Here is a 13,680-nt window from a genome sequence, read left to right on the forward strand (position 1 = left end):
CGCGCGCGGGCGGCGACTCGATACGATCGCCGCATGGCGGAGATCCGCACGATCGGCGTCGTCGGGCTGGGGGCGATGGGCGCGGGGATCGCGCAGCTCGCCGTCGAAGCCGGATACGACGTCGTCGGGCGCGAGGTGAGCGCCGAGCTCGGTGAGCGCGCCGCCGCGACGATCGGGCGCTTCCTCTCGCGCAAGGTCGAGAAGGGGCAGCTCGGCGAGGCCGATCGGGACGCCGCCGTCGCGCGGCTCGCGCTGACCACCGATCTCGAGGCGCTCGCCGCCTGCGACATCGTGATCGAGGCGATCGTCGAGGAGCTCGAGCCGAAGCGCCGCCTGTTCGCCGACCTCGATCGGATCTGCCGGCCGGACGCCGTGCTCGCCACGAACACCTCGGCGCTGTCGGTGACCGAGATCGCCGCCGCGACGGCCCGTCCGCAGAGGGTCGTCGGCATGCACTTCTTCAACCCCGCGCCCCTGATGCCGCTCGTCGAGGTCGTCCGCGCCGAGCTCTCGGCCGCGGAGGCGGCCGACGCCGCCGCGCTCGTCGGGGAGCGCATGGGCAAGCGCGTCGTGCGCTGCCACGATACGCCGGGATTCGTCGTCAACCGCGTCCTCATCCCGCTTCTCAACGACTGCGTGCGCGTGCTCGACGAGGCGCGGGTCACGCCGGAGGCCCTCGACACGGCGATGGAGAACGGCGCCGGCTGGCCGATGGGGCCGTGCACGCTCGTCGACCTCGTCGGCATCGACGTGCACGTGCACGCCGCCGAGGCGCTGTACGAGAAGCTGCGCGAGCCGAGGATGGCGCCGCCGCCGCGGCTCGTGGCGATGAAGAACGCCGGGCTGCTCGGGCGCAAGAGCGGCCGCGGCTTCTACCGCTACGACGGCTGAGGCGCCGCGTCCTGCACGGGCAGGCGCTTTCCGAGCACCCGTAGCACGGGGGGCACCGCAAGCGTCGTCAGCACGGACATGCCGACCACGACCGCGAACATCTCCTCGCCGATCACGCCGCTCGCGCGGGCGATGCCGGCGACGATGATGCCGACCTCCCCGCGTGGCACCATGCCGGCCCCGACGAACCGGGCCTCGGCCTCGTCGAGGCCGCGGGCGCCGAGCCAGGCACCGAGGAACTTCGTCGCCGCCGCGAGGGCGGTGACGGCGACGAGCAGCGCGAGCGTGCCCGCGTCGACGAGTGCGCCGAGGTCGATCTGCATCCCGATCGAGGCGAAGAAGAACGGCGGGAAGAAGGCGTAGAGCGGCGCCACCTCCTCCTCGATCGGATGCTGCTCCGTCGTCTCGGCCACCATCATGCCGGCGAGGAAGGCGCCGATGATCGCCGCCAGCCCGATCTCCGCGGCGAGGGCTGCGAGCCCGAGACACAGGATCACCGCGGGAAGGAGCGGCGACTCCGAGAAGCGCGGCGCGGCGAGCATCCCCGGCCGGCGGCGCATCAACGCGGTGCCGCCGAGCGCGAAGAAGGCGACGAACCCGAGCGCGAGCGCCACGACGACCGCGAGCCCGACGAGGTCCGTGCCGCCCGCGGCGACGCCGACCGCGACCGCGAGGATGAGCATCGCGATGATGTCGTCGACGATCGCGGCGCCGATGATCGTCCGCCCCGCGCGCGAGGCCAGTGCGCCGATCTCGACGAGCACGGCGGAGGTGATGCCGACGCTCGTCGCGACGAGGGCCGCGCCGAGGAACGCGCTCGTGCTGCCGCTCTCGCCGAGCGCCAGGCCGAGGCCGAAGCCGCCCGCGAACGGCAGCACGACGCCGAGCACGCCCACGAGGAAGGCGCTCGAGCCGACGGCGCGGAGCTCGGTGACGCGTGTCTCGAGCCCGACCCAGAAGAGAAGGAACACGACGCCGAGCTCGGCGAACACCTCGAGGGCCGCCGTGAGGTCGACGAGCCCGAGGACGGCAGGGCCGACGAGCACGCCTGCCAGGATCTCGCCCACGATGGCGGGCTGTCCGAGCCGCTTGAAGAGCTCGTCGCCGAGCTTCGCGGCGAGCAGCACGACGAAGAGGTCGACGAGCGCCTGCGCCGCCGCGCCCCCGGCCGCAAGGGGCAGCTCGGTCACAGCTGGAAGGCGACGAGGTAGCCGGTCGCGATCACGAGCGAGAGCAGGGTGGCAGGCAGACCGACGGCCAGGAAGCGGCCGAACGAGACAGGATGGCCGGCGCGCCTGAGCAGCCCGGTTCCGGCGACGTTAGCGGCAGCCGCGATGAGGGTCGCGTTGCCGCCGAAGCACGCGCCGAGCGAGAGCGACCACCAGAGCGTGTCGTCGAAGCGATCGCCCTCGATCTCGTCGACGACCGGGATCATCGCGGCCGTGAACGGGATGTTGTCGACGACCGCCGACCCGGCGGCAGCGCCCCACAGGATGACGAGGCTCTCCGCGGTGCGCGATCCGCCCGTGATGTCCCCGAGCCATCCGGCGACGCGCGCGATCGTCCCCTGCTCCTCGAGCGCTCCCACGACGACGAAAAGCGCCAGGAAGAAGAAGAGCGTCGCCCACTCGACCGAGTGGAGCGCATCCTCGATCTCGACGTCGGTGACGAGCAGCATCGCCGTCGCGCCGACGAGCGCGACGACGACCGGCTCGAGATGCAGCGTCGAGTGGAGGAAGAACGCGACGACCGTCCCGATCAGCACCGCGACGACGACCCTCCGGCGTCGCGGGTCGCCGCGCAGTTGCGCCACCGGGTCGAGGTCGCCGAGGGTCGCGGCGCGAGCGGGGTCGATGCGCAGGCTGCGCCGGAAGACGAGGGCGAGCAGGCCCGTCGTGACGACGAGCGTGACGGCGGCGACCGGTGCGAGGTTGACGACGAAGTCGAGGAAGGAGAGCTCCGCCACGTGCCCGCCGATGAGGATGTTGGGCGGGTCGCCGATCAGCGTCGCGGTGCCGCCCACGTTCGAGGCGATCACCTCGGTGAGCACGAGGGGGACGGGCGAGATCCCGAGCCGGTCGGCCACCGTGAGCGCGACCGGGACGACGAGGAGGATTGCGGTGAGGTTGTCGAGGAACGCCGACAGGCCGCCCGTGAGCCCGGCGAGCAAGTACAGCAGCACGATCGGCCGCCCGCGCGAGGCGCGCACGACGTGGAGGCCGAGCCAGTCGAAGAGGCCCGTCGGCTGCGTCAGCCCGACGACGATCATCATCCCGCTGAGCAGGCCGAGGGTCGGCCAGTCGACCGCTGCGACGGCCGCCTCGGCGTCGATCGCGCCGGCGACGACGACGATCGACGCCGCCGCGAGCGCGATCTTCGTCTTGTCGGCCCAGTCGAGCGCGATCACGGCGAGCGCGACGAGGAACACCGCGACGGCGAGGATCTCCACGACCGGGACGGTAGTCGACGGAGAGCTCAGGTGCCTTCGAAGACCCGCCGCAGAGCCGGCTCGTCGGAGGGCTCGCAGTACACGTCGATCCTGTCGCCCGTAGCGAGCGTGAGCTGGTCCGCGACCTGCAGCCTGCGTCCGTCGCGCACGACGCCTCCGACCCAGGCACGCTCGGCGAGGGGCAGGGCGTCGAGCCGCCTCCCGTCCGCGAAGGCGCGGGCGGCGACCGTGAACTCCCTGGCCTCGGCCAGGTCGTGCGAGACCGTCCGGAACGGGATGCCGAGGCGAGCCGCCATGACGGGCATCGAGGTGCCCAGGAGCACGACCGAGAGGAGCACGACGACGTAGACGACCCCGTACAGGTAGCCGGGACGCTCGACGCCGGCGATGACGGCGAGCGCGGCGAGCAGGATCGGCACCGCTCCCTTCAGGCCGCCGAGCGTCACGAACAGGCGCTCGCCGGGGCGGAGGCGCGCCGGCAGGAGCAGCGGCCCGACGGCGAGCGGACGCACGACGAACGTGAGAAGGACGAAGAGGATCGCGCCGTCGAGCCAGAGCCGGCCGCTTCGCAGCAGGTCGAAGTCGACCGAGAGGCCGAGCGCGATGAACGCGGTGATCTCGGCGAGGCTCGCGAGACCGGCCGAAAAGCGCTCCGTCTCGCCCTTGCGCGGCATCGCGGCGTCGCCGAGCAGGATGCCCGCGACGAAGACGGCGATGAAGCCCGAGCCGTGGACGAGGGCCGAGACGCCGAAGACGAGCCCCGCCCCCGCCAGCACGCGCAGCGGGTAGAGCGACGGCTCGGGCAGCGACACGCGCCGGAAGACCGGAAGGAGCACGGCCGCCGCCGCGATCCCGATCGCGAGACCGACGCCCATCTCGATCGCGAACTCGCGGACGACGACCGAGAACGAGGCGCCCTCCGTCGTCGCGAACTCGATCATGCCGATCATGAGCGCGATGCCCACCGGGTCGTTCGCGCCCGACTCGCCCTCGAGGATCGTGCCGGAGCGGCCGCGGATCTCGCGGTTGCCGAACACCGAGAACGTGACGGCCGGGTCGGTGGGCGCGAGCGCCGCGCCGACGAGGCCGGCCAGCTTCCAGTCGAGCCCCAGCGCCCAGTGCGCGGCGGCGGCGAGCATGCCCGCGGTCGCGAACGTGCCGAGCACGCCGATCGACAGGATCGGGCCCGCGGATGCCCTGAACCGGCGCAGCCCGATGTGCAGGCCGCCGTCGAAGAGGATGACGATCAGCGCCACGGTCGTGATCCGCTCCACCTCGAGGATCGAGAGCGAACTGCCGAGAGACGGGAACAGCTCCGCGGCGACGGGGGGCAGCACGAGGAACAGCGCCGCGCCGGGGATCGCCACCCGCGCCGTCAGCGAGCGCAGCGAGATCGCCGCGAACAGCGCGAGCGCGACGACGGCGACGATCGCCGCGAAGTCCGTCGTCTCGTTCACGGCGCAAGCCTAGAGCGCCCGCAGGCCGGAGGGCCCGGGACGCCGCTAACAGATTCCTTACCGGTGTCTCATTGCCGGCACATGCGCGACCTCGATACTGCGACAGGTATGCGCCTTGCAGCACTGGCCCTCGCCGCTCTCGCCCTCTCGGCGTCCACCGCCGTGGGAGGGAGGAACGCCCCCACCGGGTCGCTGTCGCTCGAGGACGGACGGGGCATCGTCAAGATCGTGGGCAGGGGGGTGCTCGTCGGGCGCATCGACCGAGGCTCGCTCGAGATCCAGGACCTGAGCCCTGCCGACCAGTGGAGCCCGCGCGTGAACGGCGTGCCACGCGGCAAGGTCGTGGGGCTGCGCGGGCAGAACGTCCTCTTCTTCGTGCCCGGCGGGCGCTACCGCATCGTCGCGCGCGGCGAGGGCATCTCGATCTCCGCCCGCGGCGCCGGCCAGGCGGTCATCGACGGCGAGCCGGATGCGACGGGAGCCGCCGGAACGTTCGCGATCGGCGACGATGCGCCACAGCCGCTGCCGCAGACGCGGCTGCGGCTCGTCTTTCCGGCGTCCGACGTGCCTGCGCCGGTCGATTCCGGCAAACTGCGCCCGTGACGGCGCCGCAGACAGTCCTCGTCGTCGAGGACGAGAGCTCGATCGCCTCCTTCGTCGCCCTCTACCTGAAGAACGCGGGGTACGGGGTGAAGGCGGTGGGCAGCGGCGGGGCGGCGCTGAACGCGATCGCGGCGGAGATGCCGGCGCTCATCATCCTCGACCTCAACCTGCCCGACATGGACGGCATCGAGATCTGCCGCCGCGTGCGCAAGAGCTCCGACGTGCCGATCCTGATGCTGACCGCGCGGGACGAGGACGTGGACAAGATCATCGGCCTCGAGGTCGGCGCGGACGACTACCTGACGAAGCCGTTCAACCCGCGGGAGCTCGTTGCCCGCGTGAAGAGCGTGCTGCGCCGATCCGCGCCCGACCGCCGGCGCGAGGAGGGTGACGAGCTCCGCCACGGCGACCTCGTCATCAACGCCGGCCGGCGCGAGGTGATGGTGGGCGACGACGAGATCCAGCTCGCCCCGAAGGAGTTCGACCTGCTCTGGGAGCTGCTCGACCACCGCGGCATCGTGCTCACGCGCGATCAGCTGCTCGAGCGCGTGTGGGGCTACACGTTCGCGGGCGACACGCGCACGGTCGACGTGCACGTGCGCCAGATACGCCGCAAGCTCGGCGACGCCTCGCCGATCGTGACCGTGTGGGGCGTCGGCTACAAGGTCGCGCACGACCGCACGAGCGCTCCCGCCGCGTAGCGGCCGCTGGGCCGGCAGCAGCCGCCCCTACAATCGGAGCGTGCCCGGGTCGCTGCGCTTCCGCCTGCCGGCCCTGTTCCTGCTGGGGATCGTGCTCGCCGGCGTCGTCGCCGCTGCCATCTCGTTGCGGCTGTTCCAGACCTACACGCGCACCCAGTCGGTGCAGGAGCTGCGACGCGAGGCCTCGGGCCTCTCGCAACTCTACGCGGATGCGGCGCTGCGGGCCGCCGACGAAGGCTCGGCTGCGATCGACTTCGCCGCGTCGAAGCTGGAGCTGGCGACGGGCGACAGGATCTTCTACATCGGCGCCTCGCTGTTCCCCGGGCAGGACTCGGGCCTGCCGCGCCTCGCCGAGTCCGCGGTGCCGTCGCGGGTGTCGGCGCTGCGCGAGACGGTCACGTTCGAGTTCACGCCGCCGGGAAGCGGCCGGCCGTACCTCGCCGCCTCGGCCCCGGTGCGCCTGGAGCCGGAGAGCGACGCGCTCGGCGCGATCATCGTCGCCAAGCCGCGCACCGAGCTGCGCGACCAGTGGCTGCCGCTCGTCGGGCGCCTCGCCGCCGCGTTCGCCGTCGGCGCGGTGCTCTCCGGCCTCCTCTCGTGGTGGCTCTCGAGGCGGATCACGGGGCCCGTGCTCGCGCTCTCGGGCGCCGCCGACGAGATCGCGGACGGCAACTACGCGGTGCGCGTTCCCGTCTCCCAGGGAGGCGACGAGATCAGCCACCTGGCGGAGCGCTTCAACGAGATGGCGGCCCGGCTCGCGGCCACCGAGGAGCGCGAGCGCCAGTTCCTGATGTCCGTCTCGCACGAGCTGCGCACGCCGCTGACCGCGATCAAGGGGCACGTCGACGCCCTGCGCGACGGGCTCGTCGCCGACCCGGAGCTCGTGCAGGCGTCCCTCGACGTCGTCGCCGCGGAGACGGTGCGCCTCGAGCGGCTCGTCGGAGACGTGCTCGACCTCGCCAAGCTCAACGCGCACCGGTTCACCGTCCATGCCCAGGAGGTGCACATGGGCGCCCTCGTCGAGCAGGCGTACGCCACGTTCGGCGAGGAGGCGCGCAGGCGAGAGATCGACTACCGATTGTCGGGCACGGACGAGGCGCCGACGATCGTCACCGACGGCGACCGCGTGCTGCAGGTGATCTCGAACCTGCTCGCGAACGCGTTCCGCTGGACGCCGGACGGCGGCCTGATCGAGCTCGCAGCCGCAGCGGCAGGCGGCCGCGTCGCGGTCGAGGTGCGCGATTCCGGGCCCGGTATCCAGCCGGCCGAGCGGGAGCGGATCTTCGTCCCGTTCATCTCGCGCGACACCACCGGGACGGGACTCGGACTGCCCATCGCGCGCGAGCTCGCGGTCGCGCTCGGCGGGCAGATCGAGCTCGAGTCCGACGTCGGGCGGGGCAGCTGCTTCCGGCTCGTCCTGCCCGCCGTGCGCCCCTGAGCGGCCCCACGAGCGGTGCCGACCGGGCGCGGCTGTATGGTGCCGCCACCGCAAGAGGGGAGGGGGGAGACCATCCGGCACGAGAGCGGCACGCCGGCGCGCGCGGACGCCGGCACTGACACGGTCATAGCGCTGCTGCAGCAGCTCGCAGAGACGATCGGGACACGCTACGCGCTCCTCGGCCGGATCGACCCCGACGGCGTCGTGCACGCGTCGACGGTGTCGGCCGGCGGCGCCGTCACGACCGGCATCGCATACGCACTCGCCGGGACGCCCTGCGAGCAGGTCGCCTCGGGCGGCGTCTGCGTCTACCCGCGCGGTGTCAGCGGGCTCTTCCCCGGCGACGCGCTGCTCGTGTCGATGGGAATCGAGTCCTACGCGGGGATCGCGCTGCGCGACGTCGACGGCCGCTTCGTCGGCTTGCTCGCCGCGCTCGGGACGGAGCCGCTGCACCGTCGCGCACGCGTCGAGCCCACGCTGCGCCTCTTCGCCGCGCGCGTACGCGCCGAGATCGGCCGCATCGACGCGGAGTCCGCCCTGCGCGCGAGCGAGCGTCGGCTTCGCAGCCGCGACGCGATCCTCGCCGCGGTCGCCGACGCGTCCGAGCGGCTCGTACGCGCGCAGCGCTGGAGCGATGTCGTGCCCGAGATGCTCGAGCTCGTCGGGCGCGCCGCGGCGGCAGGCCGCGCCTACCTCCTCGAGGTCGTCGAGACCGCCGCCGGCACGTGCTCGCGCCTCGCCTTCGAATGGGTGGAAGCCGGCGTGACACCGCCGGCGTCCGACCCGCTCCTGCACGACGTCCCCGTGCCGGAGGAGGCGGTCGCGCGGCTACGGCGCGGCGAGGTCGTCCACGAGACGCGAGCGACCGCTCCCGCGCCCGTCCGGGAGGCGTGTGGGCGCGAGGGGACGATGTCGGCGCTCCTCGTCCCCGTCATCGTCGACGGCACGCTCGAGGCGATCGTCGGCTTCGACGACTGCGAGCAGGAGCGGCGCTGGCAGCCGTCCGAAGTCGAGGCGCTGCGGCTGGCGGCGGGCGCTCTCGCCGCAGCGGCCGAGCGTGAGCGCGCGATCGAGGGAATGCAGACGCGCGAGCGCATCCTCGAAGCCCTCGCCGCGGCCGCCGAGCGCCTCTTCCGGGCGGCTTCGTGGGAGCTCGCCATCGACGACGTGCTCGCGCTCCTCGGCCGCGCGACCGGCGCCAGCCGCGCCTACATCTTCCAGATGCGCGCGGTCGACGGCGGCGTCGCGTCGACGCTGACCCACGAGTGGGTGGCCGACGGCGTCGAGCCCTCGCTCCGGACAGGGATCTGGACGGACTTCCCCGAGCCGCCCGAGGTGCTCCGCCTCCTCGAGCGTGGCGAGCCGCATCTACTGCGCCGTGACGATGCGAGCGGCGCCGTGCGGCGTGCGCTCGAGCAGGAGGGCACGCTCAGGGCCATCAGCTTCCCGATCATCTCGGAGCGGGGCTTGCTCGGCGAGATCGGCTTCGACGACTGCGTGCGCGAGCGGGACTGGATCTCGTCGCAGCGCGACGCCCTGCGCGCGGCAGCCGGCATCATCGGGGCGGCGATCGAGCGCAGCAGGGTCGAGGCGGCGTTGCGGGAGAGCGAAGGCCGGCTGCTGCAGGCACAGAAGATGGAGGCGATCGGACGGCTCGCGGCCTCCGTCGCGCACGACTTCAACAACGTCCTCACGGCCGTCGACGGCTACGCCTCGCTGTTGCGCGAGGAGCTGACCGGCGAGCAGCGCCGCTTCGCCGACGACATCCTCGAGGCGTCGTCGAGCGCCCACGACCTCGTCTCCCGGTTGCTCTCCCTGGGTCGCCCGTGCCCGTTGGAGGTCGTCGACCTCGACCTGCAGCTGCTCGTGCGCGAGGTGCAGCCGCTCGTCGCCGGCATCGTCCGGCCACACGTCGACCTCTCGCTCGAGCTCGCGCCGGCGGCCGTCCGCGCCGACCGCACGCAGGTGCAGCAGCTGCTGCTCAATCTCGTCACGAACGCCGTGGACGCGATGCCGGCCGGCGGCACGCTCCGCCTCGAGACGGGCTGTGACAGAGCGCGGAGCCGTGCCCGGCTCGTCGTCGCCGACACCGGCGTGGGCATGGACGCGGCGACGCGCGAGCGCTGCTACGAGCCATTCTTCACGACGAAGGGGGAGGGGCGGGGGACAGGCCTCGGGCTCGCTACCGTCTACGGGATCGTCATGGGGCTCGACGGCACGATCGAGCTCGAGAGCGAGCCGGGCGCGGGCACCCGGTTCACGATCGAGCTGCCCGCGGCGTAGGCGGAGCAGTACGATCGGCGCCGTGCCCGAGGCCGCCGCCAGCGCCGACGCCGTGGAGCTGCCGCGTCGCCGCTCGCCGCGCCGAGCCGCGCTCGTGGCGCTGCGCCCGCGGCAGTGGGCGAAGAACCTGCTGCTCTTCGCCGGCATCATCTTCGCCGCCAAGCTCGGCGAGGTCGTGCGGTGGGCCGAGGCGCTCACCGCGTTCGCCGTCTACTGCGCCGCCTCGAGCGCCGCCTACATCGTCAACGACGTGCAAGACGCCGACGACGATCGCCGTCATCCGGTCAAGAGGCGCCGCCCGGTGGCCGCCCGCGAGCTCACGAACCGGCAGGCGCTCATGCTCGCCGCCGTTCTGGGGGTCGCCGCCCTCGTGCTCGCCGCCGCGCTCGGGGCGCCGTCGGTCGCGCTGCTCGCTGCGTTCGCGCTCCTGCAGGCGGCGTACACCCTGCAGCTCAAGCACGTCGCCCTCGTCGACGTGCTCGTGATCGCGGGGCTGTTCGTGATCCGGGCGGCCGCCGGGGCGGCGGCCGTGGACGTCCGCATCTCCCCGTGGCTGCTCGTCTGCACGGGGCTGCTGGCGCTCTTCCTCGCTCTCGGCAAGCGCCGCGCGGAGCTCGTGCTCGTCGAGCGCACCGCGCACCGTGGACGGCCGGTGCTCGACGGGTACTCGATCGTGCTCGTCGACCAGCTCCTGACGGTGGTCGCCGCCGCCACGATCGCGGCGTACACCGTGTACACGCTGACGGCCCGCGACACGCCGGCGCTCGCCGCCACCGTGCCATTCGTCGTCTTCGGGCTCCTCCGCTACCTGCTGCTCGTCCACCGGCACTCCGCCGGGGAGGAGCCGGAGAACGTGCTGCTCGGCGACCTGCCGATCCTCGTCGCCGTCGCGGGCTGGGCGGTCACCTCTGCCGCGATCCTCGCCTTCGCGTAGGAGCCTCCGTCAGGAGGCGGCCGCGACGTGCTCGGAGCGCAGCGGCACGACCTCGCCGCCGGCGGCCGACTCGATCCGCTGCAGGCGGCCGTCGACGCCCCGCCAGCCCGACGAGACGAGGTCGACGAGGAGCGTGAGATCGTCGAGGCGCGCGTTGCGCTCGGCGATCAGCTCCTGCTCGAGCCGCTCCAGGCGACCGATCACGTTGTTCAGCAGACCGCGAATCTCGCCCAGGTTGCGCGCGACCGGCAGCACCTCGCGGCGCAGTCCTTCCTGCACCGCGTCGCCGACCCGATCCGGCACCGCCGCCGCAAGCGCCGCCGCGACCCGGCCGAGCGCCTCCACCTCCTCGCGCGAGCGCTGGAGCGCCGCCTCGAACCGTGCTTCCTCGCGGCGACCCTCGCGCGCCTCCGCGATGCGCCGCTTCGCCCGTTCCAGTGCCTGCTCGTCCATGGGCGCAAGGCTACTCTGGCCGTCGGATGAGATCGGCCGAGCTCGACTACGACCTGCCGCCGGAGCTGATCGCGCAGCATCCGCCGCGGCGGCGCGACGCCTCGCGGCTGCTCGTCTACGAGCGCGAGACGGGTGCCGTGCGCCATCGCACGTTCGCCGACCTGCCCGGCGAGCTGCGCGGCGAGCTCGTCGTCGTGAACGACACGCGCGTCGTCCCGGCGCGGCTGCGCCTGCGCCGGGAGAGCGGGGGCGAGGCGGAGGTGCTCCTGCTCGAGCCGCTCGGCGACGGAGCCTGGGAGGCGCTCGCGCGGCCGTCGCGCCGGCTGCGGCCGGGCGAGCGCCTCGGCGCCGTCGAGTTGCTCGAGCCGCTCGGAGGCGGTCGCTGGCGCGTCCGCCTCGACGGCGAGCCGGCGGGTGAGCCGCCGCTGCCGCCGTACATCCGCGAGCCGCTCGCGGATCCCGCCCGCTACCAGACCGTCTACGCCGGCGAGCCCGGCTCGGCGGCCGCGCCGACCGCCGGCCTCCACTTCACACCAGAGCTGCTCGCGCGCCTCGACGTGGAGCGGGTCACCCTGCACGTGGGGCTCGACACGTTCCGCCCGCTCGCGGTCGACGAGCTCGAGCGGCACGAGCTCCACGGCGAGCGCTACCGCGTCGAGCCGCAGGCGTGGGAGCGCATCCGCGTCGCCGGCCGCGTCCTCGCCGTCGGCACGACGACCGTGCGCGTGCTCGAGACGGTCGCGCGCGACGGGGTGCTCGAGGGGAGGACGAGCCTGTACGTCCTCCCGGGCTTCGACTTCCGCCGCGTGGACGCCCTGCTGACGAACTTCCACCTGCCGCGCTCGACGCTGCTCGCGCTCGTGATGGCGTTCGCCGGTGTGGCGCAGACGCGTGAGCTGTACCGGCTCGCGGTCGAGGAGCGCTACCGCTTCTACTCCTTCGGCGACGCGATGCTGATCCTGTGACAACCGCGTTCACCCTCGCGGCGACCGACGGCGCAGCCCGCGCCGGGACGGTGCACACCGCGCACGGGCAATTCGAGACGCCGGCGTTCATGCCGGTCGGCACGAAGGCGACCGTGAAGCTGCTCCACCCCGACGAGGTGCGCGCGCTCGGGGCGCAGGTGATCCTCGGGAACGCGTATCACCTGCACTTCCGGCCGGGCGAGGACGTCATCGAGGATCTCGGCGGCCTGCACGCGTTCTCCGGCTGGGACGGGCCTATCCTCACCGACTCGGGCGGGTTCCAGATCTTCTCCCTGCGCGACACGCTGCTCGCCGTCGACGACGACGGCGTCACGTTCCGCTCCGTCTACGACGGCGCCCCCGAGCGCCTCACGCCGGAGGACGTGTGCGAGATCCAGCGGCGGCTCGGCTCCGACATCGCCATGTGCCTCGACATCTGCTCGCCCGCGCGCGCCCCCCGCGCCGAGCTCGAGGAGGCGGCGCGGCGCACCCTGCGCTGGGCCGAGCGCCAGGTCGACGCGCCGCGCGCTCCCGGCCAGCTTCGCTTCGGCATCGCCCAGGGGGGCATCGACCCGGAGCTGCGGCGCCGCTCGATCGAGGACGTCGTCGCGCTCGGGTTCGACGGCAACGCGCTCGGCGGGCTCGCCGTCGGTGAGAGCCGCGAGGAGATGCTCGAGACCGTCGCGTGGTCGGCGCCGCTCCTTCCGGCCGATCGCCCCCGCTACTTCATGGGGCTCGGCGACACCGACGGGATCCTCGGTGTCGTGGCCGCGGGCATCGACATGTTCGACTGCGTGCTGCCGACGCGCACGGCGCGCACGGGGTCGGCGCTGACCGCGAGCGGCCGCATCAACCTCCGCAACGCCCGTTTCGCCCGCGACCCGCGCCCGCTCGAGGAGGGCTGCGACTGCCCCGCCTGCGCGCGCTTCTCGCGCGCCTACATCCGCCATCTCGTCAACCAGCAGGAGGCGCTCGGCCTGCGGCTGCTCTCCCTGCATAATCTCACCTTCGTCCACCGACTGACCGCGGGCGCGCGGGCGGCGATCACGCGCGGCGAGTTCGCGGTCTACCGGGCCGCGGCGCTCGAGCGTCTCGCCGCCGGGCCCCAGGAGGATCCATGGGATCGTTGATCATCATCGTCGCGCTGTTCGCCCTGCTCTGGGTGCTCATGATCAGGCCGCAGCGCGCCAAGCAGCAGCAACAGCAGCGGATGCTGAGCACGATCGAGCCGGGCGACGAGATCCTCACCGTGGGAGGCATCTACGGCATCGTCCAGGAGCTCGAGGACGGGGAGGACGGCGACGACCTCATCGTCGAGATCGCCGAGGGCATCCACGTGCGCGTCGCCCGTCGCGCCGTCGCCACCGTCGTCCATCCCGAGCCCGACGACGACGAAGCGGACGAGGACGCCGGCCTCGCCGAGGGCGGCGGCGGGGACGACGACGCGGATGCCGAGCCGCAGGGGGCCGGCACGCCGCCGCCGTCCGAGCGCAGCTAGCCTTCCCG

At 73.2% G+C, this 13,680-nt stretch carries 13 protein-coding genes; 9 read left to right on the plus strand and 4 right to left on the minus strand.

The window, feature by feature from the left end; genetic code table 11:
• Positions 1-33 precede the first annotated feature (33 nt).
• A complete protein-coding gene (locus Gocc_RS03790) occupies positions 34-891 on the plus strand; it encodes a 3-hydroxyacyl-CoA dehydrogenase family protein (RefSeq protein WP_220150429.1) in 858 nt (285 codons plus the stop codon).
• Here the strand turns inward: Gocc_RS03790 and Gocc_RS03795 are convergent.
• Genes Gocc_RS03795 through Gocc_RS03805 form a run of 3 tightly spaced genes read right to left on the minus strand, consistent with a single transcriptional unit; the run spans position 879 to position 4,797 of the window.
• Positions 879-2,081, minus strand: coding sequence for a cation:proton antiporter (locus Gocc_RS03795; RefSeq protein ID WP_114795230.1), 1,203 nt, complete (start codon positions 2,079-2,081; stop codon positions 879-881). The two genes, Gocc_RS03790 and Gocc_RS03795, sit on opposite strands and share 13 nt — an antisense overlap.
• A complete protein-coding gene (locus tag Gocc_RS03800; RefSeq protein ID WP_220150430.1) occupies positions 2,078-3,340 on the minus strand; it encodes an ArsB/NhaD family transporter in 1,263 nt (420 codons plus the stop codon). The genes Gocc_RS03795 and Gocc_RS03800 overlap by 4 nt, the downstream gene beginning before the upstream one ends.
• A 26-nt stretch (positions 3,341-3,366) precedes the next feature.
• The gene (locus Gocc_RS03805; protein WP_114795231.1) at positions 3,367-4,797 is read right to left on the minus strand and encodes a cation:proton antiporter domain-containing protein; all 1,431 of its coding nucleotides are present in this window, start codon (positions 4,795-4,797) and stop codon (positions 3,367-3,369) included.
• Between the two features lie 108 nt (positions 4,798-4,905).
• On the opposite strand from Gocc_RS03805, the gene Gocc_RS03810 reads away from it, so the two are divergent.
• From Gocc_RS03810 to Gocc_RS03830, 5 genes are read left to right on the plus strand one after another with little or no spacing between them, the layout of a single operon-like run.
• Entirely contained in the window at positions 4,906-5,400 is a 495-nt protein-coding gene (locus Gocc_RS03810) for a hypothetical protein (protein ID WP_114795232.1), read from the plus strand.
• Positions 5,397-6,101, plus strand: coding sequence for a response regulator transcription factor (locus Gocc_RS03815; RefSeq protein ID WP_114795233.1), 705 nt, complete (start codon positions 5,397-5,399; stop codon positions 6,099-6,101). Before Gocc_RS03810 ends, Gocc_RS03815 begins: the two co-directional genes overlap by 4 nt.
• A 40-nt stretch (positions 6,102-6,141) precedes the next feature.
• A complete protein-coding gene (locus tag Gocc_RS03820) occupies positions 6,142-7,539 on the plus strand; it encodes a sensor histidine kinase (protein ID WP_114795234.1) in 1,398 nt (465 codons plus the stop codon).
• Positions 7,540-7,554: 15 nt separating this feature from the next.
• Positions 7,555-9,822 (plus strand): ATP-binding protein, encoded by a 2,268-nt coding sequence (locus tag Gocc_RS03825; RefSeq protein ID WP_147281175.1) that lies wholly within the window; start codon positions 7,555-7,557, stop codon positions 9,820-9,822.
• 22 nt (positions 9,823-9,844) lie between these two features.
• Positions 9,845-10,756, plus strand: coding sequence for a decaprenyl-phosphate phosphoribosyltransferase (locus Gocc_RS03830; protein ID WP_181813346.1), 912 nt, complete (start codon positions 9,845-9,847; stop codon positions 10,754-10,756).
• Between the two features lie 9 nt (positions 10,757-10,765).
• Here the strand turns inward: Gocc_RS03830 and Gocc_RS03835 are convergent, their stop codons facing one another.
• Positions 10,766-11,209, minus strand: coding sequence for a hypothetical protein (locus tag Gocc_RS03835; protein WP_114795237.1), 444 nt, complete (start codon positions 11,207-11,209; stop codon positions 10,766-10,768).
• Between the two features lie 26 nt (positions 11,210-11,235).
• Between Gocc_RS03835 and queA the strand changes: the two genes are divergently transcribed.
• The 3 genes from queA to yajC are packed head-to-tail and all read left to right on the plus strand — an operon-like array spanning position 11,236 to position 13,672.
• Entirely contained in the window at positions 11,236-12,174 is a 939-nt protein-coding gene (gene queA, locus Gocc_RS03840; protein WP_114795238.1) for a tRNA preQ1(34) S-adenosylmethionine ribosyltransferase-isomerase QueA, read from the plus strand.
• Complete coding sequence (gene tgt, locus Gocc_RS03845; RefSeq protein ID WP_114795239.1) at positions 12,171-13,304, plus strand: tRNA guanosine(34) transglycosylase Tgt; 1,134 nt, start codon at positions 12,171-12,173, stop codon at positions 13,302-13,304. Before queA ends, tgt begins: the two co-directional genes overlap by 4 nt.
• On the plus strand, positions 13,292-13,672 hold the full coding sequence (yajC, locus tag Gocc_RS03850) for a preprotein translocase subunit YajC (protein ID WP_114795240.1): 381 nt from the start codon (positions 13,292-13,294) through the stop codon (positions 13,670-13,672). The genes tgt and yajC overlap by 13 nt, the downstream gene beginning before the upstream one ends.
• Positions 13,673-13,680 lie beyond the last annotated feature (8 nt).

This window comes from Gaiella occulta, assembly GCF_003351045.1.
GTDB classification, from domain to species: Bacteria; Actinomycetota; Thermoleophilia; order Gaiellales; family Gaiellaceae; genus Gaiella; species Gaiella occulta.